The 20,724-nt window shown below is 65.7% G+C and carries 21 protein-coding genes and 3 pseudogenes; 13 read left to right on the plus strand and 11 right to left on the minus strand.

The window, feature by feature from the left end; genetic code table 11:
• Positions 1-18: 18 nt before the first annotated feature.
• Positions 19-327: a hypothetical protein gene (locus KZO24_RS15480; protein WP_486486568.1), complete on the plus strand. Its 309-nt coding sequence runs from the start codon at positions 19-21 to the stop codon at positions 325-327.
• On the plus strand, positions 251-697 hold the full coding sequence (locus KZO24_RS15485; protein WP_486486569.1) for a lytic transglycosylase domain-containing protein: 447 nt from the start codon (positions 251-253) through the stop codon (positions 695-697). Before KZO24_RS15480 ends, KZO24_RS15485 begins: the two co-directional genes overlap by 77 nt.
• 161 nt (positions 698-858) lie before the next feature.
• On the opposite strand, the pseudogene KZO24_RS15490 reads toward KZO24_RS15485, so the two are convergent.
• Positions 859-1,741 (minus strand): annotated as a pseudogene (locus KZO24_RS15490) (UTP--glucose-1-phosphate uridylyltransferase).
• A gap of 157 nt (positions 1,742-1,898) precedes the next feature.
• Here KZO24_RS15490 and murA point away from each other — a divergent pair.
• The 3 genes from murA (at position 1,899) to KZO24_RS15505 (ending at position 4,127) form a co-directional block, all read left to right on the plus strand.
• Positions 1,899-3,182 carry a UDP-N-acetylglucosamine 1-carboxyvinyltransferase gene (gene murA / locus KZO24_RS15495; protein ID WP_008832548.1) on the plus strand — a complete coding sequence of 428 codons (1,284 nt, stop codon included), beginning with the start codon at positions 1,899-1,901 and terminating at the stop codon, positions 3,180-3,182.
• Between the two features lie 17 nt (positions 3,183-3,199).
• Positions 3,200-3,448 (plus strand): hypothetical protein, encoded by a 249-nt coding sequence (locus KZO24_RS15500; protein ID WP_271182581.1) that lies wholly within the window; start codon positions 3,200-3,202, stop codon positions 3,446-3,448.
• Between the two features lie 181 nt (positions 3,449-3,629).
• The gene (locus KZO24_RS15505; protein WP_486486570.1) at positions 3,630-4,127 is read left to right on the plus strand and encodes a metallophosphoesterase family protein; all 498 of its coding nucleotides are present in this window, start codon (positions 3,630-3,632) and stop codon (positions 4,125-4,127) included.
• 100 nt (positions 4,128-4,227) lie between these two features.
• Here KZO24_RS15505 and KZO24_RS15510 read toward each other — a convergent pair whose 3' ends face one another.
• Complete coding sequence (locus KZO24_RS15510) at positions 4,228-4,461, minus strand: ribbon-helix-helix domain-containing protein (RefSeq protein ID WP_271182583.1); 234 nt, start codon at positions 4,459-4,461, stop codon at positions 4,228-4,230.
• Between the two features lie 178 nt (positions 4,462-4,639).
• On the opposite strand from KZO24_RS15510, the gene KZO24_RS15515 reads away from it, so the two are divergent.
• Genes KZO24_RS15515 through KZO24_RS15525 form a run of 3 tightly spaced genes read left to right on the plus strand, consistent with a single transcriptional unit; the run spans position 4,640 to position 6,309 of the window.
• Positions 4,640-5,020: a PadR family transcriptional regulator gene (locus tag KZO24_RS15515; protein ID WP_271182584.1), complete on the plus strand. Its 381-nt coding sequence runs from the start codon at positions 4,640-4,642 to the stop codon at positions 5,018-5,020.
• Positions 5,010-5,576 carry a DUF1700 domain-containing protein gene (locus tag KZO24_RS15520; RefSeq protein ID WP_008832543.1) on the plus strand — a complete coding sequence of 189 codons (567 nt, stop codon included), beginning with the start codon at positions 5,010-5,012 and terminating at the stop codon, positions 5,574-5,576. Before KZO24_RS15515 ends, KZO24_RS15520 begins: the two co-directional genes overlap by 11 nt.
• 22 nt (positions 5,577-5,598) lie before the next feature.
• Positions 5,599-6,309 (plus strand): GIN domain-containing protein, encoded by a 711-nt coding sequence (locus KZO24_RS15525; protein ID WP_486487186.1) that lies wholly within the window; start codon positions 5,599-5,601, stop codon positions 6,307-6,309.
• A gap of 191 nt (positions 6,310-6,500) precedes the next feature.
• Here KZO24_RS15525 and KZO24_RS15530 read toward each other — a convergent pair.
• Positions 6,501-7,446: pseudogene (locus tag KZO24_RS15530) on the minus strand (L-threonylcarbamoyladenylate synthase).
• A gap of 49 nt (positions 7,447-7,495) precedes the next feature.
• Between KZO24_RS15530 and KZO24_RS15535 the strand changes: the two are divergent.
• Positions 7,496-8,335 (plus strand): DUF815 domain-containing protein, encoded by an 840-nt coding sequence (locus KZO24_RS15535; RefSeq protein WP_271182587.1) that lies wholly within the window; start codon positions 7,496-7,498, stop codon positions 8,333-8,335.
• Positions 8,336-8,553: 218 nt separating this feature from the next.
• Here KZO24_RS15535 and KZO24_RS15540 read toward each other — a convergent pair whose 3' ends face one another.
• Positions 8,554-9,945, minus strand: coding sequence for a PQQ-dependent sugar dehydrogenase (locus tag KZO24_RS15540; protein WP_486486571.1), 1,392 nt, complete (start codon positions 9,943-9,945; stop codon positions 8,554-8,556).
• A gap of 61 nt (positions 9,946-10,006) precedes the next feature.
• Between KZO24_RS15540 and KZO24_RS15545 the strand changes: the two genes are divergently transcribed.
• Together KZO24_RS15545 and KZO24_RS15550 are read left to right on the plus strand one after the other, a co-directional pair.
• On the plus strand, positions 10,007-10,489 hold the full coding sequence (locus tag KZO24_RS15545; RefSeq protein ID WP_037521322.1) for a GAF domain-containing protein: 483 nt from the start codon (positions 10,007-10,009) through the stop codon (positions 10,487-10,489).
• Positions 10,490-10,625: 136 nt separating this feature from the next.
• Positions 10,626-11,297: a glycine zipper 2TM domain-containing protein gene (locus tag KZO24_RS15550; RefSeq protein WP_271182589.1), complete on the plus strand. Its 672-nt coding sequence runs from the start codon at positions 10,626-10,628 to the stop codon at positions 11,295-11,297.
• A 78-nt stretch (positions 11,298-11,375) separates the two neighbouring features.
• On the opposite strand, the gene KZO24_RS15555 is transcribed toward KZO24_RS15550, so the two are convergent.
• The 6 genes and pseudogenes from KZO24_RS15555 to KZO24_RS15580 form a co-directional block, all read right to left on the minus strand.
• Complete coding sequence (locus KZO24_RS15555; RefSeq protein WP_069708610.1) at positions 11,376-12,338, minus strand: ParB/RepB/Spo0J family partition protein; 963 nt, start codon at positions 12,336-12,338, stop codon at positions 11,376-11,378.
• Positions 12,335-13,102, minus strand: a complete 768-nt coding sequence (locus KZO24_RS15560) for a ParA family protein (RefSeq protein WP_486487187.1) — start codon at positions 13,100-13,102, stop codon at positions 12,335-12,337. Before KZO24_RS15560 ends, KZO24_RS15555 begins: the two co-directional genes overlap by 4 nt.
• A gap of 6 nt (positions 13,103-13,108) precedes the next feature.
• Positions 13,109-13,750 (minus strand): 16S rRNA (guanine(527)-N(7))-methyltransferase RsmG, encoded by a 642-nt coding sequence (gene rsmG / locus KZO24_RS15565; RefSeq protein ID WP_271182590.1) that lies wholly within the window; start codon positions 13,748-13,750, stop codon positions 13,109-13,111.
• Positions 13,747-15,594 carry a tRNA uridine-5-carboxymethylaminomethyl(34) synthesis enzyme MnmG gene (gene mnmG / locus KZO24_RS15570; RefSeq protein WP_271182591.1) on the minus strand — a complete coding sequence of 616 codons (1,848 nt, stop codon included), beginning with the start codon at positions 15,592-15,594 and terminating at the stop codon, positions 13,747-13,749. Before mnmG ends, rsmG begins: the two co-directional genes overlap by 4 nt.
• Positions 15,595-15,661: 67 nt before the next feature.
• Positions 15,662-16,937, minus strand: a pseudogene (gene mnmE, locus KZO24_RS15575) (tRNA uridine-5-carboxymethylaminomethyl(34) synthesis GTPase MnmE).
• Between the two features lie 37 nt (positions 16,938-16,974).
• Entirely contained in the window at positions 16,975-17,235 is a 261-nt protein-coding gene (locus KZO24_RS15580; RefSeq protein ID WP_008832531.1) for a DUF6489 family protein, read from the minus strand.
• Positions 17,236-17,336: 101 nt separating this feature from the next.
• On the opposite strand from KZO24_RS15580, the gene KZO24_RS15585 reads away from it, so the two are divergent.
• Positions 17,337-18,035, plus strand: coding sequence for a dienelactone hydrolase family protein (locus tag KZO24_RS15585; RefSeq protein WP_271182593.1), 699 nt, complete (start codon positions 17,337-17,339; stop codon positions 18,033-18,035).
• Positions 18,036-18,046: 11 nt separating this feature from the next.
• Positions 18,047-19,015 carry a quinone oxidoreductase family protein gene (locus tag KZO24_RS15590; protein WP_271182594.1) on the plus strand — a complete coding sequence of 323 codons (969 nt, stop codon included), beginning with the start codon at positions 18,047-18,049 and terminating at the stop codon, positions 19,013-19,015.
• A gap of 317 nt (positions 19,016-19,332) precedes the next feature.
• Here the strand turns inward: KZO24_RS15590 and rho are convergent, their stop codons facing one another.
• On the minus strand, positions 19,333-20,589 hold the full coding sequence (rho, locus tag KZO24_RS15595; protein WP_271182595.1) for a transcription termination factor Rho: 1,257 nt from the start codon (positions 20,587-20,589) through the stop codon (positions 19,333-19,335).
• Positions 20,590-20,724 lie beyond the last annotated feature (135 nt).

A 20,724-nucleotide genomic window follows, 5' to 3' on the forward strand; every position in this document is an offset into this window, starting at 1 on the left:
GTGAGGGAAACAGAATCGATGAGGCGGATCGAAGCACTGGCTGTGCTCGTCATCGTTTCCTGCGCGGCATTGCCCGCGGTGGCCCAAGCAGATGTTCTGCAGATCGGCACCTCAGGCGCCGAATGGGTCGCCGGTGGCCCTGCAACCCTCCCCGCCGCATCCGACCTCGCGCAAGTAGATCAGTCGTCGGGCGTCGGCTTCATCGGCAGCACTGTTGCAAAGGCGACCGAGCAGGTCGAGATCGACCCCGATGGAGATCGATTCCGGGCTGCACCCTCAGTCGATTACAGAAGCACTCGACGCGGCAGGCCCGACCCGCTGGCGTGAGCGCGTCGCCCAGCTTGCCGCCAAGTACGACATCAGCCCGACGCTGCTGGAAGCGGTGGTCTGGCAGGAAAGCCGCTGGAACGAACTGGCGCTCTCGCCGGTCGGCGCGCGTGGGCTGGCCCAGCTGATGCCCGGCACCGCCGCGCAGATGGGCGTCGATCCCGCCGATCCCATGGCCAACCTAGAGGGCGGCGCGCGCTACTTGCGCATGCAGCTCGATGCCTTCGGCGGCGATCTGGAAAAGGCGCTGGCGGCCTACAACGCCGGTCCCGCCCGCGTGCTCAAGGCCGGGGGCATTCCCAATATCCGCGAGACCCGGGCCTACGTCGCCTCGATCATGGCGCGGCTGACGGACCCGGTTCGGCAGTAAACACCCACATCGTCATTGCGAGCATAGCGAAGCAATCTAGGGCCGAGTAAACTGCCCTAGATTGCTTCGCTATGCTCGCAATGACGACTGTTCTGATGGTGGCGTCCGCAAAAAACGCGCCACCTTCCGGCAGCGCGTTTTTTACCGTCCGAAGTGGCGGATCAGCCCAGCAGCTTCTGCGCGATCGCGCGTACATCGTCGCGCATATCGGGACGGTCGAGCGCGATAGCCAGCGTCGCTTCCACGAAGCCGACCTTCGAGCCGCAGTCGAAACGGCGCCCGTTGAAGGTTACCGCATGAAACGGCTGCTGGCCGATCAGCTTGGCCATCGAGATCGGTCAGCTGAATCTCGCCACCTGCGCCCTTCCCCTGCGTTTCAAGCAGACCCATCACTTCAGGCTGGAGGATATAGCGGCCCGAGACGATCTTGTTCGAAGGCGCCTCGTCCACCTTGGGCTTCTCGACCAGACCCTTGACCTCGGTGAGATTGCCCCGGCTTTCGCCGGGCGCGATCACGCCGTAGCTCGACACTTCCTCATGCGGCACTTCGAGCACCGAGACGAGGTTGCCGCCCACTTCGTTGTAGGCCTCGATCATCTGCGCCATGCAGCCGGGCGTGCCGTACATCAGTTCGTCGGGCAGGAAGATCGCGAAAGGCTCATCCCCCACGACGGCGCGGGCGCACCATACCGCGTGGCCGAGGCCCAGCGGCACCTGCTGACGCACGGTGACGAGGTTGCCGGGCTGGATGCGGGTCGGCTCAAGCGGGTCGAGCGACTTGCCGCGCCCGGTCATCGTCGCTTCGAGTTCGTAAGCGGTATCGAAATGCTCGACGATCGCGGTCTTGCCGCGGCCCGTCACAAAGACGAATTCCTCGATTCCGGCTTCGCGCGCCTCGTCGACGGCGTATTGGATCAGAGGCCGATCGACGACCGGAAGAAGTTCCTTCGGAATCGCCTTGGTGGCGGGCAGGAAACGGGTGCCGAGACCGGCGACGGGAAAGACGGCTTTTCGGACCGGCTTGCGAAAGTTCGAGTCACTCATGGGTCTGGATAATGCCTCGCTCATGTTGCGGTTGCGTTTAAAGCCCGGAAATAGTCTTAGCGCAACAACCCCATGTTAATCTTACCGAACCCTTAATCCGCCGCGAAATTGCATCCGATCCCGTTGAAGCACGCGCGTTTGGCGCTAAAGGACGGTGATGGACAAGATCATCATCGAGGGCGGCAAGCGCCTTTCCGGCACCATTCCCGTTTCCGGCGCCAAGAACGCCGCGCTCACGCTGCTGCCCTGCGCGCTGCTGACCGAAGAACCGCTGACGCTGCGCAATCTGCCGCGTCTGGCGGACATCGACGGTTTCCAGCACCTGATGAACCAGTTCGGCGTCTCCACCGCGATCGCGGGCAGCCGTCCGGAAGACTTCGGCCGCGTGATGACGCTGCAGGGCACGCGTATCACCAGTTCGGTCGCGCCTTACGACCTCGTACGCAAGATGCGCGCCTCGATCCTCGTCCTTGGACCGATGCTGGCGCGCATGGGCGAGGCGACCGTGTCACTGCCCGGCGGCTGCGCCATCGGCAACCGCCCGATCGACCTGCACCTCAAGGTCATGGAAGCACTGGGCGCGACGATCGAGCTGGCCGCCGGTTACGTGCGCGCCATCGCCCCTGACGGCGGCCTGCCGGGCGGGCGCTACTCGTTCCCGGTCGTCTCCGTGGGCGCCACCGAGAACGCGCTGATGACCGCCGTGCTGTGCAAGGGCAAGTCCACCCTGCACAATGCCGCGCGCGAGCCGGAGATCGTCGATCTGTGCAACCTGCTCGTCGCGATGGGCGCGCAGATCGAGGGTATCGGCACAAGCGACCTCACCATCCACGGCGTCGACCGCCTGCACGGAGCGACCTACATGGTCATGCCCGACCGCATCGAGGCGGGTTCCTACGCCTGCGCCGCCGCCATCACCGGCGGTGAAGTGCTGCTCAAGGGCGCGAAGATCGAGGACATGGAAGCCACCGTGCAGGCGCTGCGCGATGCAGGCGTCCACGTCGAGCCCAAGGCCGACGGCCTCCATGTCGCCTCGGACGGCAAGCTGCGGCCCGTCACGATCTCCACCGCCCCCTACCCCGGTTTCGCCACCGACATGCAAGCGCAGCTGATGGCCCTGCTGTGCATGGCCGAAGGCTCCAGCGTGCTCACCGAGACCATCTTCGAGAACCGCTACATGCACGTTCCCGAACTCAACCGCATGGGCGCGCGGATCGAGACCAAGGGTCGCACCGCGATCGTCCACGGCGTACAGGGCCTCACCGGCGCCGACGTCATGGCGACCGACCTCCGCGCCTCGATGAGCCTCGTGATCGCCGGTCTCGCCGCAAAGGGCCAGACGCAGGTGCACCGCCTCTACCACCTCGACCGCGGCTACGAGCGCCTTGAGGAGAAGCTGGCACTGGTCGGCGCGCAGATCGAACGCGTCGGCGGCGACTGAGGAAACTCCGAAGGCCCATGGCGCGTTTGCCTCTCGAACTGCCGAGAGGAGAGACGAACATGGGCCTCATCAAGTTGGCGGCCGCCGGAGCGGTCGGCTACGCCCTCTACAAATACGCGACCGAGAAGAAGCAGGAAGCCGAGTTCGCAGGCGGCGTGCGCGATTCCGGTCCGGAGCATATGAGTTCGCCGCCCAAGAGCTGGGACAAGACCGACGAAGCGATCGACGAGAGCTTCCCGGCGAGCGATCCTCCATCGACATACTGATCACCAGTCGCGGTCGCTAGAAAGGGCGGGAGAAGCAAAGGCTTTCCCGCCCTTTTGCCATCCGTCGCAAATTCCCGCGGCCTGGCTGATTCCCCGCATCCTGGCTGGAACGAATTGTTTACCTAACCCGTTGAAACCCTTGTCGGAGCGCCGGGATGGCCGCCTCCGGGACGGGAAGAAGATGATGGCGATCCACTTTGTCGCGGACCTGAACTTCAACGGCGAGAGCGCCCTTCACGCGATTCCCTACGGCTTTCCCGATAGCGCCGAGATGACCCGCCGCATCTGCGAGGTCTGGCGTGCCCGCGTGGCCGACGACGACAACGTCTGGATTCTCGGCAATGTCGGAAACCCCGTCCATCTCGGCAGCCTTCCCGGCAACAAGCACCTTGTGCGTGGACCGAATGACCCGCAAGCGTGGAATTGTCTCGCAACGGGCCGCTACGCCAGCGTCTGCGACATGCAGCGCCTCGATACGGCCCACGGAACTCTGACCCTCATCAACGACCCTGCGAAGGCGCTGGAAGGCGATGCGCTCGTACTCCACGGCCATACCCGGTACGCGTGGAGCCGCCCCGGTCACAACTGCGTGGCCGCGCACGGACTGGGATGGGGGCCGGTCAGCCTCGACATGCTGATGCGCAAGCCCGCCGAACCGAGGCTTAGCCGCGCCGCCTGAAGGCGCCATTCGTCATTGCGAGCATAGCGAAGCAATCTAGGGCGACCCAAGACTGCCCTGGATTGCTTCGCTATGCTCGCAATGACGAATGGGAAACACTCTAGCCCAGAGCCGAAGTCGCCAGCCACACCCTGACCGCCCCGGCCAGCCCCGGCGGCGTTTCAGCCTCCAGTCGCTCCGCATCGATCCGCGCGACGAGCGCGTTCACCGGCAACCCCTCATGCGCGGCGGCGCGCTTGAGCAGGTCCCAGAACACCGGCTCGAGGCTGATCGAGGTCTTGTGCCCGGCGATCTCCACCGAACGTTTGACCGGAGGATGGTAAGGCGTGGTCATCGCGCGGCAACCTAGCTGCCCTCCGCCCCGCCGAGAACCCCGGAAATCAGCCGAAGTCCATTGATCGATACCTATCGATAGCAAGGTATCTTGCCTCGACCTGTACTTTTCTAAACAAGGTATCTTGCAACACACAGTAGCTGGTTATATACGATGGACATCCGCAGGAGATGATTCGATGTCCGAAATCGAAATCCAATTGAAGAAAGGGGTGCTGGGGCTCTGTGTCCTGGCGCTGCTCTCGCGGGGGGACAGCTATGCCTACGAGATCGCGAGCCGCATGGCCGACGCGGTCGACATGGGCGAAGGCACGATCTACCCGCTGATGCGCCGCATGCAGTCCGAAGGTCTGGTGAAGACCTACCTTGAGGAATCGCCCTCCGGCCCGCCCCGCAAGTACTATAGCCTCACCGACACCGGCCGCTCGCGTCTTGCCGAGCAGGTCGCCGAATGGCGCGGCTTCACCAAGGCCGTGGACACGCTGCTCGACGATGCCGCAGAGCCGACTGCCGTTCAGGAAGGCCCGATTCAGGAAGGAGAGCCCAGCCATGATGCGTAACGAATTCATCAAGCGCCTGAAGGCGGGCCTCAAGGGCATGCCGCAGGACGCCATCGACGACATCGTCGCCGACTACGAAGAGCACTTCGAAGCCGGCCTTGCCGAGGGCCGCAGCGAAGAGGAGGTTGCGACGGCCCTCGGCAACCCGAGCCGCCTTGCCCGCGAACTGCGCTTCGAAACCGGCTTCCGCAACTGGAAGAGCGATCGCACGCCGTCGTCCGCCTGGGGCGCGATCCTTGCCTTCATGGGCCTCGCCACGATCGACATCCTGATCCTGCTGCCGATCGTGCTGCCGGTTCTGGGCGTGGTCTTCGGCCTGTTCGTGGCGGTGCTGGCGGCCTTCGTCGGCGGCGGCTTCATGCTGATTGCCGGGCCTTTCTCCGGCTTCCCCGGCGGCCCGCTGATCGCGATCCTGCTGGGCCTCGGCACCATGAGTGCTGCGGTCGGCATCGGCGCCCTGCTCACCATCGTGGGCATCGGCGTGGTCAACGCCCTCATGTGGTTCGGCCGCCTGCACTACCGTGTGCTCGAACCCGCCATCCATCCCGAAGACTGACGACGACAAGGAGGACCAAGTGATGCTCAGGAAACTGCTCATCGTATTCGCCAGCGGCCTGATCCTGTCGATCGCCGCCTTCGCCCTCGCCTGGACTTTCGGCGGCGAGAAAATGAAACAGGAATTCGAGACGAAGGGTTGGTACTTCGACGGCGGCGACGATCACCACGAACAGGGTCCGCGCAAGTCCCGCGTGTTCGCCATCCAGTCGGGCAGCCAGCTCGCCATGGAAGTGCCGGTGGACCTTGAGTTCACGCGTGGTGACAAGGCCGAGATGACCGTCGAAGGCCCCGCCAGCGTGGTCGACCGGCTGGTCTGGGCAAACGGCCGCCTCTCGCTTAACGGCAGCGCCCGGATCCATCGTGGCCTCAAGGTGCAGATCACCGCTCCCGAGATCGCCGGGCTGGACCTCGATGCACCGGGCGACGTGGATCTACACGGTCTCGACCAGGAATCCTTGCGCATCAACGCTCGCGGCGCCATCGACCTCGACGCATCGGGCAAGGTCGCCCGGACCTTCGTGACCTCCGACGGTGCCGGCAACATCGACCTCGGCAAGGTGCAGGGCCGCGACGCTACGATCCGCATCAACGGCGTGGGCGACGTCACCATCGGCGCCACCGGCGTGGTCGACGTGGAAATCAACGGCGCGGGCAACGTCACCCTCGTACGCAAGCCCGAGACGCTGCGCAGCCGGATGAACGGCATCGGCGATATCGACCACGACTACTGAGAAACGTTCCACGTGGAACATACGAGGCCCGCATCGTCAGCGACGGTGCGGGCCTTTTCCTTGCCTGCCTGCCTGCCCCTGCCTCCTCGTCATTGCGAGCGTAGCGAAGCAATCCAGGGCAGTCTCAAGCCGCTCTGGATTGCTTCGCTACGCTCGCAATGACGAGGAGTTGGAGGAGCCGACGAAAAGCCTCAGGCTGCCGCCCGGCGCAGGCGATCGTTGATGGCAGCGCCTATATCGCCCTCCGGGATCGGCGCCACGGCGATGCGCGGCTGCGCTGCGGCCGCTCCGGCATGAAGCAGCGCATAGAGCCGCGAGGCCGCCTCGATCAGATCTCCGCTCGCCGACAGGGTTACCTCCCCGCCACTGCGCCGAAACCGATGTGAAATTCGTCAGCCTCTGCCTCGATCGCATCGAGCCGCACCGGCTTGCCCGGCGCGTAATGGCTGGCAAGTTGCCCCGGCGCCTCGATGGCCTGCGAAGTCACCGGCTCGCTCGCGCCGCCGAGTACAGCGGCAATGCGATCCTCGGCGATGGGGCCGGGACGCAGGATCTGCCAGCGCCCCCGTCCCGCAACGCGACGATCGTGGATTCCAGCCCTGCCTCACAGGCGCCGCCATCGACCACCGCATCGACATTCGCCCCGAGCGAGGCGACGACATGCCCTGCCTCGGTCGGGCTGACCCCGCCGCTGCGATTGGCCGAAGGCGCCGCGATCGGCAGGCCCGTCGCCGCGATGACCGCCCGCATCACCGGGTGCGCCGGACAGCGCAGCGCGATCGTAGGGAGCCCGGCGGTGACCGCAGCGGCAATCGGCGCGCCCTTTCGCAATGGCAGAACCATGGTCAGCGCGCCCGGCCAGAACGCCTCAGCCAATGCCAGCGCGCGCTCGTCGAACTCCGCCAGCATCTGCGCCGACGCGAGATGTTCCACGTGGACGATCAGCGGATTGAAACTCGGCCGACCCTTGGCCCGGTAAATCGCTGCTACGGACTCGTCCCGGTCCGCTCTTGCCGAAAGGCCGTAGACCGTCTCCGTCGGAACGGCGACAAGGCGCCCTTCCCGTAACAGACGCGCGGCGGCTTCGATCCCGTCGGGACCGGCTTCAAGCATCTCGGGCTGGCTGGCGTGCTCCATACCCCGTCGCTATAGCCCCACGGCGACGAATGCCAAGGACATGCAAAAGATGACGACCCAGCCCGCGGAGCACACCCAGGTTCTCACCCGCATCGCCGAAGCGCTGGAACGCCTCGTGCCACCCGCCCCGACCGCGACCGACTGGCTCGCGCATCCCGCCTACGTATGGACGGGCAGCGCCGCGCGATCGGTCGCGCAACTCGACGCCCCTGCCCTGACCCTGCTGCGCGGCATCGACACGCAGAAGGACCGTGTGGTCACCAACGTCGAGCGCCTTGCCGCCGGACACGCCGCGCATGACATGCTGCTCTGGGGCTCGCGCGGGATGGGCAAGTCGGCCCTGCTGCGCGCCGCCATACGCTCCGCCGACACGGCGCATTCGGGACGCATCGCGCTGGTGCAGGTGGCCCAGGAAGCGCTCTCCGGCGTGACCGACCTCTTCGCCGCACTCGGCAAGGTCGACCGCAGCTTCCTCGTCTTCATCGACGATCTCGGTTTCGAGGAAGGCGACGGGGCCGGGCCGCGCATCCTGCGCTCGTGGCTGGAAGGCGGCGTCGAGGCACGCCCGGCGAACGTGCGCCTCGCCGTCACGTCGAACCGCCGCGCCATCGTCGGCCGCTCGATGTCGGAGCAGGACGATCCCATCAACGCCCGCGACGCGGTGGACGAAAAGCTGGCCCTGGCCGATCGCTTCGGCCTCTCGATCGGCTTCCACAACTGCGACCAAGATTCCTACCTCGCCATCATCGGCGGCTATGCCGGTGAATTCGGGCTGGAGTGGGAGCCGTCGGACGCGCTGGAATGGTCGCGGCGGCGTGGCGCGCGGTCTGGACGCGTGGCGTGGCAGTACGTCAATGAATTGGCTGGAAGAGCAGGGAAGACGATATAAACGCAGGGGTCAACACCCCTGCACCCCATTACCGTCGTCGTCGTGCGCGCATCACGTTAGCTGAGCGCACGGCGACAACGTGGGGGTCTGGGGCGATGGCCCCAGGACTTCTCTTTCTACTTACTGCGGCAACAGCCGATCGTCTTCCTTCCGGAATCCACCCATCAACTTCGCCGCCTCTTCCGGAGAAGTCGGGTCCTTGATGTCCTCACGCGGCTTCATGTGCTCGGTAACGACGGGCTTGATCGCCGGTGAGGGCTGCGCCCCGGCGACACCACGCGCCAGACGATCCCCGCCGTGTCATCGCTGACGAGCAGCGCGCCGCCCTTGTCCCACGTGACCCAGGTGGGACGGCCGTGGGTATCGCCGTTGTCCTTGAGGAACCCGGTGAGCACCGGCTGCGGCTTCACGTCCTTCGGATTGCCGTTGGCATCGAAAGGAATGAACACCACGTCGTAGCCCGCCGAGGGACGGCGATTCCAAGACCCATGGCGGGCGATGAAGACGCCGTTCTCATAGCCCTTGCCCATGCGGTTGCCGCCATTGGCGAACGTCAGCCCCAGCGCCGAGACGTGGGCGCCCAGCGCGTATTCCGGCTTGCGGGTATATTCGATCATGTAAGTCTGCATCGGCCACTGGACGCGTTCGTCGAAAGTGTCCTTCCAGTAGACCCACGGCCAACCGTACTGCGCGCCGACCGGCACATTGGTGAGGTAGTCCGGCACGAGATCCGGGCCAAGCATGTCGCGCTCCTGCACCGTCGCCCACATCTCGCCGGTCGAGGGGTTCCAGCCCAGACCGTTGGGATTGCGCATGCCGACCGCAAACTGGCGGCGGCGGGCGGTTTGAACGTCGACCTCCCAGATCATCGCACGCCCGGTCTCTTCCTCCATGCCGTTCTCGGCAACGTTGCTGGCAGAGCCGACCGCGACGTAGAGATGCTTGCCGTCCTCGCTCAGAAGCAGGTTGCGCATCCAGTGGTTGCCGGCGGGCGGCAGGTCGATCATCGTGCGCAGCGGCCGCCCTTCCAGCTTGGTCTGGCCGGGCGTGAAGGCGAATTCCAGCACCTTGTCGTGGTTCGCCACGTAGAGCTTGCCGTCGCGGTAAGCGAGGCCCGAGGGCGAGTGCATGTCCTCGCTGCGCAGCGTCGTCTTCAGTTCGGCCTTGCCGTCGCCGTCGGCGTCACGCAGCAGCACGATGCGATCGGGCGAAGCCTCCCCGGCGCCGACGCGGTTGAACATCAGGCCCATGACGAAGCCGGTGATCCCACCCGGCTTGTTCCCGGCCGGAGCATTCGTCTCCGACACCAGCACGTCACCATTGGGCAGCGTGAGCATGGTGCGCGGATGATCGAGCCCTTCCGCGAAGCGGGCAACCGTCAGTCCCTGAGCCGCCTTGGGCGCCTCGCCCGCAGCCCAGCCCACCGGCTTGGCGAGCTTGATGCTGGGGATCCACTGCGCCTTGGGTTCGACCAGCTGCGGGTTCTTGCCTGCCGTCGCATCGCTCGGCAGCTCCGAGGTGTTGGAGTTCAGGCCCCAGTACACGAACCCGGCGGCAGCCAGGACGATCACGGCGGAGGCGATGGCGGTCTTCTTGACGATCGGATTCATGCGCCAAGAGATAGAGCCGCACCGGCTGGCCGACAACAAAGACTTGCGCTAAATGCGCGGCATGTACGACTTTGCCGCAGACGCCGATCTCCCCAAGCCCGAACTCTACAGCGCCCTCGCCCGCGCCGCCGATGCGCTGGTGCAGGGAGAACCCGATCCCATCGCCAACATGGCCAATCTGGCTGCGGTGATCTGGCAGTTCGTGCCCGACCTCAACTGGGCCGGTTTCTATCGCACGGTGGAGGACGAGCTGGTGCTCGGCCCGTTCATGGGCAAGCCCGCCTGCATCCGCATCCCCTTCGGCCGCGGCGTGTGCGGCACGGCTGCAGCGCTGGGCACCACGCAGGTCGTGCCAGACGTCCACGCGTTTCCCGGCCACATCGCCTGCGATGCCGACAGCCGTTCCGAACTGGTGGTGCCGGTACTGCGTGACGGCAAGGTCATTGCGGTGATCGACCTCGACAGCCCCACGCCGGGCCGCTTCGATGACGAGGACGCTGCCGGGATGCAGCTTCTCGCACAGGTCGCCTCGCTGGCCATCTGAGCCCGCACCAAAACGGGACACCGACAGCACATCCGCGCAAGACGCTTGGTTTTGCGCGGATCACGATGCTAAATTTCGCGTTAACTGACGGGGCTGACTTTCATCGCCCCGCGTTTCTCGCGAAAGGGTGCCCTCGATGCGTCTTCCCCTGCATGCCGTCGTCGTTGCGACGCTGTCTCTCGCCGCATCTCCGGCGCTCGCCCATGATGGCCCGCACGGCGAATCCGAAGCCCGTCCCTACGGTTATGATCAGAGCTATGACGGGCGTGGATATGATCGACAAGGCTACGATCCGCGCGAAGCCTGGCTCGCGGATTGCCATCAGCGCCTGTCCTCGCGCGATTCCGGCGTCGGTGGCGCGGTCATCGGCGGCGTGGTCGGAAGCGTTGCGGGCAACCGCATCGCGGGGCGCGGCAATCGCACCGTCGGCACCGTAGCAGGCGCGGCCGTAGGCGCCGTCGCCGGAGCCGCCATCGACAAGGCCGAGGATCGCGGCCGCAACCGCGACGAATGCGAAGCCTATCTCGACGACTATTATGCCCACTACGAGCGTGGCGGCGCTTACCCCGGTTACGCGCCGCAGGGCTACTACCCCGCCTACGGCTACCCGGCGCAGGGTTGCTGCATGGCCCAGCCCATGATGATGGTCCCGCTCGCCCAGCCCAAGCAGAACTGCACCGAGACCGTCGAATACGTCTACGAGGACGTGCCGGTCCGCCCTGCCCGCCGCGTCATTCCCCGCCGCAGCAAGGTGGTCCCGGACAAGCGCGTGAAAATCGTCCCCGACAAGCGAGTGCCGATCAAGTAAATCGGCCGTGCCGAAACGAAGGAACCCAGGACGGCGTAAGCTGCCCTGGGTTCCTTCGTTTTACGCAATGACGAAAGTTCAGATCGCGCCGCCGGTCAGCCGCTGGCAGATCAGGTCGAGCTGATCGAGCGTCGCGTAGCGGATCGTCACGGTGCCGGTCGAAGGATCGGCATCGGCGCTGATCTTCACCGGCAGGCCGAGGAATTCCTCGAGATGGTTCTGCACCGCCGCGATGTCCGCATCCTCCGAACCACTGCGCGCCGCGCGTGCGGAACGGCGGGGCGCCACATCGCCGCGCTGCTTCTTGCGCACCAGCTTTTCCACGTCGCGCACCGACATCTGCTTGGAGACGGCAGCCACCGCTATGTCCTCGGCGTCGTCGCAGCCGATCAGGGCGCGGGCATGGCCCATCGACAAATCGCCCTTCTCGACCAGCAGGATCACGCCGTCGGGCAGAGCAAGCAGGCGCTGGAAGTTGGCGACATGGCTACGGCTCTTGTCGACCATGCGGGCGATCTCGGCCTGAGTCATGCCCTCCAGTTCGGCAAGGCGGTTGTAGGCCCGCGCCTCTTCGATCGGGTTGAGGTCCTCGCGCTGGAGGTTCTCGATCAGCGCCAGCGCCATGACCTCGCGGTCGGACAATTCGCGGACCAGCGCCGGAATCTCGTGAAGCTGCGCCTTCTGCGCCGCACGCCAGCGACGCTCACCGGCAACCAGCTGGTAACGGCCATTATCGAGCGGGCGCACGATGATGGGCTGGATCACACCGCGCTGCGCGATCGACGCAGCGAGTTCCTCCAGCGCCGATTCCTCGAAATAGCGACGCGGCTGATGCGGATCGGGCTTGATGTCGGAGATCGACAGCACCGCCAGACCACCGCGCGTCGGAGCGACCGTGCCGCCCTCGCCCGTCGCCGGGACCGGCTCCTCGCGTCGGCTTTCGCCCAGCAGCGCGCCGAGGCCACGGCCAAGACCCTTGGGCTTCTGCCCGCCCGCCTTGGGCTGGGGTACGCTGAAGCGCACGATGGAGTCGTCGTTCATGCCGCTTTCCTCTTTTCGGGCAATCGGGTGATCAGCTCGCGCGCGAGCGCCATGTAGGCGCGGCTGCCGGCGCAGGCGTGATCGTAGATGAGCGCCGGAACCCCATGGCTCGGCGCTTCGGAGAGGCGCACGTTGCGCGGAATGACGGTCTCGAACACCAGCTTGCCCAGCACCGATCGCACGTCGTCGGAAACCTGCTCGGTCAGGCGATTGCGGCGGTCGTACATGGTCAGCGCGATGCCGATGATGCCGAGATCGGGGTTGAAGCGCTGCTGCACCCGCTCCACCGTCTGCAACAATTGGCTAAGCCCCTCGAGCGCGAAGAACTCGCACTGCAGCGGCACCAGCAGGGTATCGGCGGCATTGAGCGCGTTGAGCGTCAGCAGGCCCAGCGAGGGCGGGCAGTCGATCAGGCAGACGTCGTAGCCGAGGTCCGGGGTCAGCGTGCGCTGCAGGCGATGCGCGCGGTCGTCGGCGCTGACCAGTTCGACCTCGGCCCCGGACAAGTCCACTGTCGCAGGCAGCAGATCGAGATTCGGAATCCGCGTCGGCATGACGCACTGCGACACCGGCACCTTGTCGACGAGCACGTCGTAGGACGACGCTCCGCGTTCCGATGCCCCGACCCCGATTCCCGTGGATGCGTTGCCCTGCGGGTCGATGTCGATCAGGAGTGTCTTCCACCCGGTAGCGGCAAGCGCGGTCGCGACATTGATTGCCGTCGTCGTCTTTCCGACGCCGCCTTTCTGGTTGGCGATGGCAATGCGAGATCACCCGATCTTACCCTTCCCGTCGGCAAGGGTGCCGACAATGATGCCCGCCTGCGGGTCCGTCAGGGACTGTTCCACGTGGAACACATGCCGCCACTTGCGAAGGTCCTGCAATTCTTGACCGGCAGACCGCCCTTTGGGCAACAGGAACACGGTGTCACTTGTGGAAAATCGCGCGGATAACGTCAGCAATTTGTCGAGAGGCGCAAAAGCACGGGCGGAGATGACGGCTGCCTGACGACTTTCGACCAGTTCGAGGCGTTGTCCGGCAATCGAGGCGCGAGTCAGTCCCATCGCGATTCGCGCGCGGTCGAGCCATTCGATTCGCCGCGCGCGCGATTCGACCATCACGACTTCGCATTCGGGTCGAAGCGCCGCGATCACCAGTCCGGGGAATCCTGCGCCGGTGCCGAGGTCCATCCAAGGCGTCGATGTTTCACGTGGAACATGCGGCAGCAACTGCGCGCTATCGACAATATGCCTCAGCCAGACCTGATCGAGACTGGCGGCCGATACGAGGTTCTGGCGCTGGTTCTCTTCCGCCAGCATGGCGACGAGCAGTTCCAGTCGCTCCATTGCCATCGCATCGCATTCGGGCAGCGCACGCAGCCATTCGCGCGCCCCATCTTCGGTCGTGATCACGCGGCCTCCCTGCGGGCATGGACAAGCAGCGCCGCCAGCGCCGCCGGAGTGATTCCCGGAATCCGCCCTGCTGCCGCCAGGGTCGCGGGACGCGCCCTAGTCAGCCGCTCAACCATCTCGCGGGAGAGGCCGGCGATCCGGTCATAAGGAAAATCGTCGCCAAGGCTCAGCGCTTCGCTGGCGCGCAAGTCCCGAAGTTCGCGCTCCTGCCGTTCGAGGTAAGGCGCATAAGCCGCGTCCTCGGCCATCTCCTCGACGAGATCCGCGTCGGCGCGAAGGGCGGGATCGATCCACGGCGACAGTCCCGCAATATCGACGCCGCCAAAGCGCAACCAATCGCGCAGCGGCAGACGCCCGGCATCGGAGCGAACCGGCAGTCCCGCCGCCGCAAGTTCAGTCGAGGCCAAGGGCGCATCTAACGCCTGGCCCAGAGCCGCCCTCGCCTCCTCGCGGCGAGCGAACCAGTCCCGGCGCGCAGCGGTCACGGCCCCGGCTTCGATTGCCAGAGGCGTCAGGCGGGTCGTCGTATTGTTGGCGCGCAGACGCAGGCGATACTCCGCGCGCGCGGTCAACATGCGGTAAGGCTCGCTGACGCCATGCAGCGTAAGGTCGTCGACCATCACCGCCATGTAGCTGTTCGCCCGGTCGAGCGCAGGCGCATCGCGGCCGAGCACAGAAGCCGCAGCATGAAGCCCGGCGACCAGACCCTGCGCGGCCGCTTCCTCGTATCCGGTCGTGCCGTTGATCTGGCCCGCGCAATAGAGGCCGGGAATCTCGCGCAGTTCCAGACTGGTCCGCAAGGCGCGCGGATCGATGTGGTCGTACTCGACGGCATAGCCGGGCACGACCATCTCCACCGTCTCCAGCCCGTCCATTGTGCGCAGCATTTCCAGCTGAACGTCGGCAGGAAGAGAGGTGCTGATGCCATTGGGATAGACGAGGTGCGTCGTCAGCCCCTCGGGCTCCAGGAATATCTGATGCCCGTCGCGGTCGGCGAAGCGGTGGATCTTGTCCTCGATCGAGGGACAGTAGCGCGGCCCCTGCGCCCCGATCGCGCCGGAGAACAGAGGGGACCGATGGAGGTTCGCGCGGATCACGTCATGGCTGCGCGGGTTGGTCCGGGTGATCGCGCAGAACACCTGCGGCACCGCGCGCCGCTGCTCCATCGGCGACATGGTCCAGGCCTCGCCGTCCGAAGGCTGCTCGCCCAGACGTGACCAGTCGATGGTGCGCCCGTCGAGCCGGGGCGGCGTGCCAGTCTTGAGCCGCGCCATCGGCAGCGCCGCATCGCGCATCTGCGCGGCGAGTCGCTGCGCCGATGCCTCGCCGATGCGACCCCCGACCAGACGCTCCTCACCCCGGAACAGCGTGCCGCCGAGGAACGTGCCGGTGCACAGGATCGTCGCGGGCGCGCTCAGCCGGGTGCCGTCAGCAAGATCGACACCGACCGCGCTGCCGCCTTCGAGCACCAGCGCAGACGCTTCACCAGCGACGAGCGTGAGATCGCCCTGCTCCTTGAGCAGCCGCTGGATCGCCGCCTTGAACAGTACGCGATCCGCCTGCACGCGCGGGCCCTGAACCGCACTTCCCTTCGACCGGTTGAGCATGCGATAGTGAATCGCCGCCGCATCGGCCGCTCGCGCGATCAGTCCATCGAAGGCATCGACCTCGCGAACGAGATGGCCCTTGCCCAATCCGCCGATCGCCGGGTTGCAGCTCATCGCCCCGACCGCGTCGAGGTCGAAGCTGACGAGCGCCACGCGCGCGCCCATGCGGGCGGCCACTGCCGCCGCCTCACAGCCGGCATGGCCGCCGCCGATCACGATCACATCGAAGGAGTGCATGACGTCGCCTTACCGCGTCGCGGATTTCACGTCAAAGCACCTCGGCATGTTCCACGTGGAACATCGCTCATTTTCCAATGCAGAAACGGCCGAACAGAGCGTCGAGCATGTCCTCGGTCGTCGCCCGGCCGACGAGCCCGTCGAACGCCACACGCGCGCGGCGCAGGCACTCCGCGACCAGCAACGGGTCGGTCTCATGACGTGTCGCGCGCAAGGCCAGTTCGGCATCGGTCAGGAACGCATGCTGCCGCGCATTGAGGGCCGCATCACCGGGTCGCGGCATCGCGTGCCGCGCAGTCTCGATAAGGTCATCGCGCAGGGCATCGAGGCCCTCGCCGGTCACCGCTGAAATCGCATGGCGCGCCGCCGGGTTCGGGCGAGCCGAGGGTGTGTCGATCTGCGGGGTCACTTCCCACGCCGCGTCAGGCCCCTCCCCGCCGCTCCAAGCCAGAGCACGAGGTCAGCCCGGTCCAGCGCCGCACGGGCGCGATCGATACCGATCGCCTCGATCACATCGTCCGTCTCGTCGCGCAGACCGGCGGTGTCGGCGAAGACGAACGGCACGCCGCCGATGGCGACGGCGCGTGTCAGGACGTCACGGGTGGTTCCGGCGAGTGGCGCGGTGATCGCCGCCTCGTCCTCTACCAGCGCATTGAACAGGGTGCTCTTGCCTGCGTTTGGCGGACCGGCCAGCACCACGCGAAAGCCCTCGCGCAGAGTCTCCGCGCGGGGACGCGAGAGCCAGTCGGACACTTCGGTCGCCAGGGCGTCGATGCGAGCGATGAAGTCGGCAGGGAGGTCCGCGACATCGTCTTCGTCCCCGAAATCGAGAACCGCCTCCACCGATGCCGATGCGGTGAGCACCCGCATGCGCCAGTCATCCACCTGCCGGGACAAGGCCCCGCCCGCCATGGCGATGGCGCTGCGCCGCTGCAGTTCGGTCTCGGCCGAGAGCAGGTCGGCCAGCCCCTCGGCCTCGGCAAGATCGATGCGGCCATTGGCGAAGGCACGGCGGGTGAACTCCCCGGGACGGCGCGGCGCAAACCGGGAAGATCGGCCAGCGCCCCCTCGACCGCAGCGACGACGGCCTTGCCACCATGCAGATGCAGTTCGGCCAGGTCCTCGCCGGTTGCCGTGTTCGGCCCGGGAAACCAGAGAACAAGCGCATGGTCGAGCACTGTTCCACGTGAAACACTCAGGCGCTTATAGCTGGCGCGCCGCGGTGTGGGGATGGCCCCGGCAAGGCTCGACAGCGCCTCCCCGGCCCTCGGCCCGCTTATCCGGATTACGGCGATGGCGGCAGGCGGAGAGCCGCTGGAAAGCGCGAAGATCGTATCGTCCATATGCCCACCCTCCCCTAGCAGGGAGGCGGAGCGGACGCTACTCGCCCTTCTTGGGCTTGGCGCCGCTCATCGCCATGGCCACGCCGTTTTCAAGGAACTGCTGAAACAGCTTCAGCCCCATCTGCCCCATCGGCGCGACCTGCTTGGCCAGTTCGTTCATCTGGTCGAAGTTGGTGGTGCCCTGCATCGCGTTGGTCAGCGCATCGACGTAAGCCTCGTTCGCACGGGTGACGTCGGGCAGGCCGAGGAAACGGCGCGCCTCTTCAGGGGAGCATTCGACCTCGACATTGACCTTCATCGCTCGGCTCCCGCTGAATTATCGCAGCATGACTGACACATGCGCTTGGCAAAGTCCAATCCAAGTGCCTTACTCGCCGCAAAGCGAACAGGAGAACAGACATGGCCACGAACACCGAGATTCCCACCCTCGACGGTGACGGCACCTTCCCTGCTTACGTCGCCGCTCCCGAAGGCACGCCGCGCGGCGCGATCATCGTGCAGCAGGAAATCTTCGGCGTGGACGAAGGCATCCGCCGCAAGGCCGACCAGTGGGCCGCGAAAGGGTATCTCGCAGTCGCCCCTGACACGTTCTGGCGGCAGAAGCCGGGCATCGAGCTGAGCCCTTACGTAGAGGCGGAAATGCAGGCCGCGCTGGGCCATATGATGAGCCACGACTTCGACCTCGGCATGCGGGATATCGAAGCCGCGATCCACTGGATCCGCCGCGAGAAGCAGGTCGAGAAAGTCGGCTTCGTCGGCTTCTGCATGGGCGGCAAGATCGCTTACATGGCCGCCGCGCGGACCGACATCGACGCCTCGGTCGGCTACTACGGCGTGATGATCGACCAGATGCTGAACGAGAAGCACGCGATCGCCCGCCCCCTCATGCTGCATATCCCCACCGCCGACCACTTCGTCAGCCCCGAAGCGCAGAAGGCGATGCACGAAGGCCTGGACGATCACCCGAAGGTCACGCTGCATGACTACGAAGGGCTCGACCATGGCTTCGCCGCCGAGATCGGTGCGCGCCGCGACGAGGTAGGCGCCGAACTTGCCGACGGTCGCACCGAAGCCTTCTTCGCCGCGCACATCGGCTGAGAGGACGGGACATGACCAGCAGCTATCGCATGATCGTGCGCGCCCACGGTGGCCCGGAAGTCATCGAGCGGGAGGACTTCGCGATCCCGTCGCCTGCTCCCGGCGAAGTGGTAATCGAGACCGAAGCGGTCGGGCTCAATTTCATCGATACCTACTATCGCAAGGGCCTCTACCCCGATGCCCTGCCGCTTAGCCTCGGCTCCGAGAGCGTGGGCCGGATCGTCGCCATAGGTGACGGCGTGACCGACCTGGCGGTAGGCGAGCGCGTCGGCACGACGCAGAACGGCGGAGCCTACGCCACGCATCGCGCGATCCCCGCAGCCAAGGCCATGCGCATCCCCGAAGGCATCGCCCCGGAGGTGGCGGCCGCCGTCATGCTCAAGGGGCTGACCGCTTGCTACCTTGCCGAAGACACCTTCCCGGCGAAGGCCGGCGACGTCGCGCTGGTGCACTCGGCCGCTGGCGGTGTCGGATCGCTCCTGGTGCCCTGGCTGCTCGACAAGGGCGTCACCGTCATCGCCCACTCGGGATCGCCCGATAAGGCCGCGCAGGTGCCCGCAGAACATTCCCTGTCCTGCAGATTCGCCGACCTGCCCGCGGCGGTACAAGACATCACCAACGGCGCCCTGTGCCATGTCGTCTACGACGGCGTCGGCGCGGCAAGCTGGGATGCCTCGATCGCGTCCCTGCGCAAGCGCGGCCTGATGGTGAGCTACGGCAACGCCTCGGGCGCGGTGCCGCCCATCGGGATGCTCGACCTGATGCGGGGCGGATCGCTCTACGCGACAAGGCCGACGCTGGCGGACTACATCGCTACGCCCGAAATGCTGGCGACGAATGCGGAAAAGCTGTTCGGGCGGATCGCCTCGGGCGTGCTGGCGCCGAAGATCGGGCAGACTTTCGCTCTGGCGGATGCTGCGGAGGCCCACCGGGCACTGGAGAGCCGGGCGACTACGGGGTCTACCGTTCTCATTCCTTGAAGATATTGGAAGATAAGGGAATCTGGGGCCCCTTCGACAAGCTCACAGGACTCCCATACCCCGGAAATGTCGGCGTTGAGCGTGCAGCAGGGTTGTGCGCAATAGCTTTACCCACCTCGTCATTGCGAGCGAAGCGAAGCAATCCAGAGCAGTTCGGAACCGCCCTGGATTGCTTCGCTTCGCTCGCAATGACGAAGGGATGGTTCGTAGAGGTTTTGCATCGCTGGCTTTGTCGATCTCGAAAATGAAAAAGGCGCCGCTGCACGCGCAGCGACGCCAATTTCGGGGTCTGGGGCAACGGCCCAGGACCTTCCCTTTTACTGGTTCATCGTCGAGAAGAAGTCTTCGTTGGTCTTCGAATCCTTGATCTTGTCGAGCAGGAATTCCATCGCGTCGATGGTGCCCATCTGCATGAGGATGCGGCGCAGCACCCACATCTTGGTGAGCTGATCCTTCGCCACGAGCAGTTCTTCCTTGCGGGTGCCGGACTTGCCGACGTCGAGCGCCGGGAAGATGCGCTTGTCGGCCACCTTGCGGTCGAGGACGATTTCCGAGTTACCGGTGCCCTTGAACTCTTCGAAGATGACTTCGTCCATGCGGCTGCCGGTGTCGATCAGGGCCGTCGCGATGATGGAGAGCGAGCCGCCCTCCTCGATGTTGCGCGCGGCGCCGAAGAAGCGCTTGGGGCGCTGCAGGGCGTTGGCATCGACACCGCCGGTCAGCACCTTGCCCGAGCTGGGCACCACGGTGTTGTAGGCGCGGCCGAGGCGGGTGATCGAGTCCAGCAGGATGACCACGTCGCGCTTGTGCTCGACAAGGCGCTTGGCCTTTTCGATCACCATTTCGGCGACCTGGACGTGGCGCTGCGCGGGTTCGTCGAAGGTGGAGGAGATGACCTCGCCCTTCACGCTGCGCTGCATGTCGGTGACTTCCTCGGGGCGCTCATCGACGAGCAGGACGAGGAGGAACACCTCGGGGTGGTTGTCGGTGATGGCCTTGGCCATGTTCTGCAGCAGCACGGTCTTACCCGTACGCGGCGGCGCCACGATCAGCGCGCGCTGGCCTTTGCCCTGCGGCGAGACGAGGTCGATCACGCGGGCCGACTTGTCCTTGACCGTGGGATCGAGGGTGTCGAGGCGCAGGCGTTCGTTCGGATAGAGCGGCGTCAGGTTGTCGAAGTTGACGCGGTGGCGCACCGCGTCGGGATCGTCGAAGTTGACGCTCATCAGCTTGGTGATGGCGAAGTAGCGCTCGCCTTCCTTGGGGGCACGGATTTCGCCTTCGACGGTGTCGCCGGTGCGCAGGCCCCATTTACGGACCTGGTTCGGCGAGACGTAGATATCGTCGGGCCCGGCGAGGTAATTCGCCTCTGCGTTGCGCAGGAAGCCGAAACCGTCGGTCAGCACTTCGATGGTGCCCTGTCCGATGATTTCCTCGCCGTCTTCAGCCACTTCCTTGAGGATGGCGAAGATCAGATCCTGACGGCGCAGCGTGGAGGCGCTTTCGACGCCCAGTTCCTCTGCCATTTCGACCAGCTCGGCCGATGACTTCTTCTTGAGTTCTTTGAGATGCATTTTCGTGAATTCCAGATGGATTTGTAGTGTCGGCCGGCGGGATCGATGGGCTTGGGGAAAGCAGATCCAGGCAGGAGACAAAGGCTCGCGCCCTGTTGCCGGAACGCCGCTCAGATACGCATTCGCGGCGGCTCG

The organism is Novosphingobium sp. NFX11 (assembly GCF_057376415.1).

Bases quoted from the DNA above. Each gene is read 5' to 3' on its own strand.
- KZO24_RS15480 (WP_486486568.1), top strand. From the start codon at position 19: ATGAGGCGGATCGAAGCACTGGCTGTGCTCGTCATCGTTTCCTGCGCG.
- KZO24_RS15485 (WP_486486569.1), top strand. From the start codon at position 251: ATGGAGATCGATTCCGGGCTGCACCCTCAGTCGATTACAGAAGCACTC.
- murA (WP_008832548.1), top strand. From the start codon at position 1,899: ATGGACAAGATCATCATCGAGGGCGGCAAGCGCCTTTCCGGCACCATT.
- KZO24_RS15500 (WP_271182581.1), top strand. From the start codon at position 3,200: ATGGCGCGTTTGCCTCTCGAACTGCCGAGAGGAGAGACGAACATGGGC.
- KZO24_RS15505 (WP_486486570.1), top strand. From the start codon at position 3,630: ATGATGGCGATCCACTTTGTCGCGGACCTGAACTTCAACGGCGAGAGC.
- KZO24_RS15510 (WP_271182583.1), bottom strand. From the start codon at position 4,461: ATGACCACGCCTTACCATCCTCCGGTCAAACGTTCGGTGGAGATCGCC.
- KZO24_RS15515 (WP_271182584.1), top strand. From the start codon at position 4,640: ATGTCCGAAATCGAAATCCAATTGAAGAAAGGGGTGCTGGGGCTCTGT.
- KZO24_RS15520 (WP_008832543.1), top strand. From the start codon at position 5,010: ATGATGCGTAACGAATTCATCAAGCGCCTGAAGGCGGGCCTCAAGGGC.
- KZO24_RS15525 (WP_486487186.1), top strand. From the start codon at position 5,599: ATGCTCAGGAAACTGCTCATCGTATTCGCCAGCGGCCTGATCCTGTCG.
- KZO24_RS15535 (WP_271182587.1), top strand. From the start codon at position 7,496: ATGACGACCCAGCCCGCGGAGCACACCCAGGTTCTCACCCGCATCGCC.
- KZO24_RS15540 (WP_486486571.1), bottom strand. From the start codon at position 9,945: ATGAATCCGATCGTCAAGAAGACCGCCATCGCCTCCGCCGTGATCGTC.
- KZO24_RS15545 (WP_037521322.1), top strand. From the start codon at position 10,007: ATGTACGACTTTGCCGCAGACGCCGATCTCCCCAAGCCCGAACTCTAC.
- KZO24_RS15550 (WP_271182589.1), top strand. From the start codon at position 10,626: ATGCGTCTTCCCCTGCATGCCGTCGTCGTTGCGACGCTGTCTCTCGCC.
- KZO24_RS15555 (WP_069708610.1), bottom strand. From the start codon at position 12,338: ATGAACGACGACTCCATCGTGCGCTTCAGCGTACCCCAGCCCAAGGCG.
- mnmG (WP_271182591.1), bottom strand. From the start codon at position 15,594: ATGCACTCCTTCGATGTGATCGTGATCGGCGGCGGCCATGCCGGCTGT.
- KZO24_RS15580 (WP_008832531.1), bottom strand. From the start codon at position 17,235: ATGAAGGTCAATGTCGAGGTCGAATGCTCCCCTGAAGAGGCGCGCCGT.
- KZO24_RS15585 (WP_271182593.1), top strand. From the start codon at position 17,337: ATGGCCACGAACACCGAGATTCCCACCCTCGACGGTGACGGCACCTTC.
- KZO24_RS15590 (WP_271182594.1), top strand. From the start codon at position 18,047: ATGACCAGCAGCTATCGCATGATCGTGCGCGCCCACGGTGGCCCGGAA.
- rho (WP_271182595.1), bottom strand. From the start codon at position 20,589: ATGCATCTCAAAGAACTCAAGAAGAAGTCATCGGCCGAGCTGGTCGAA.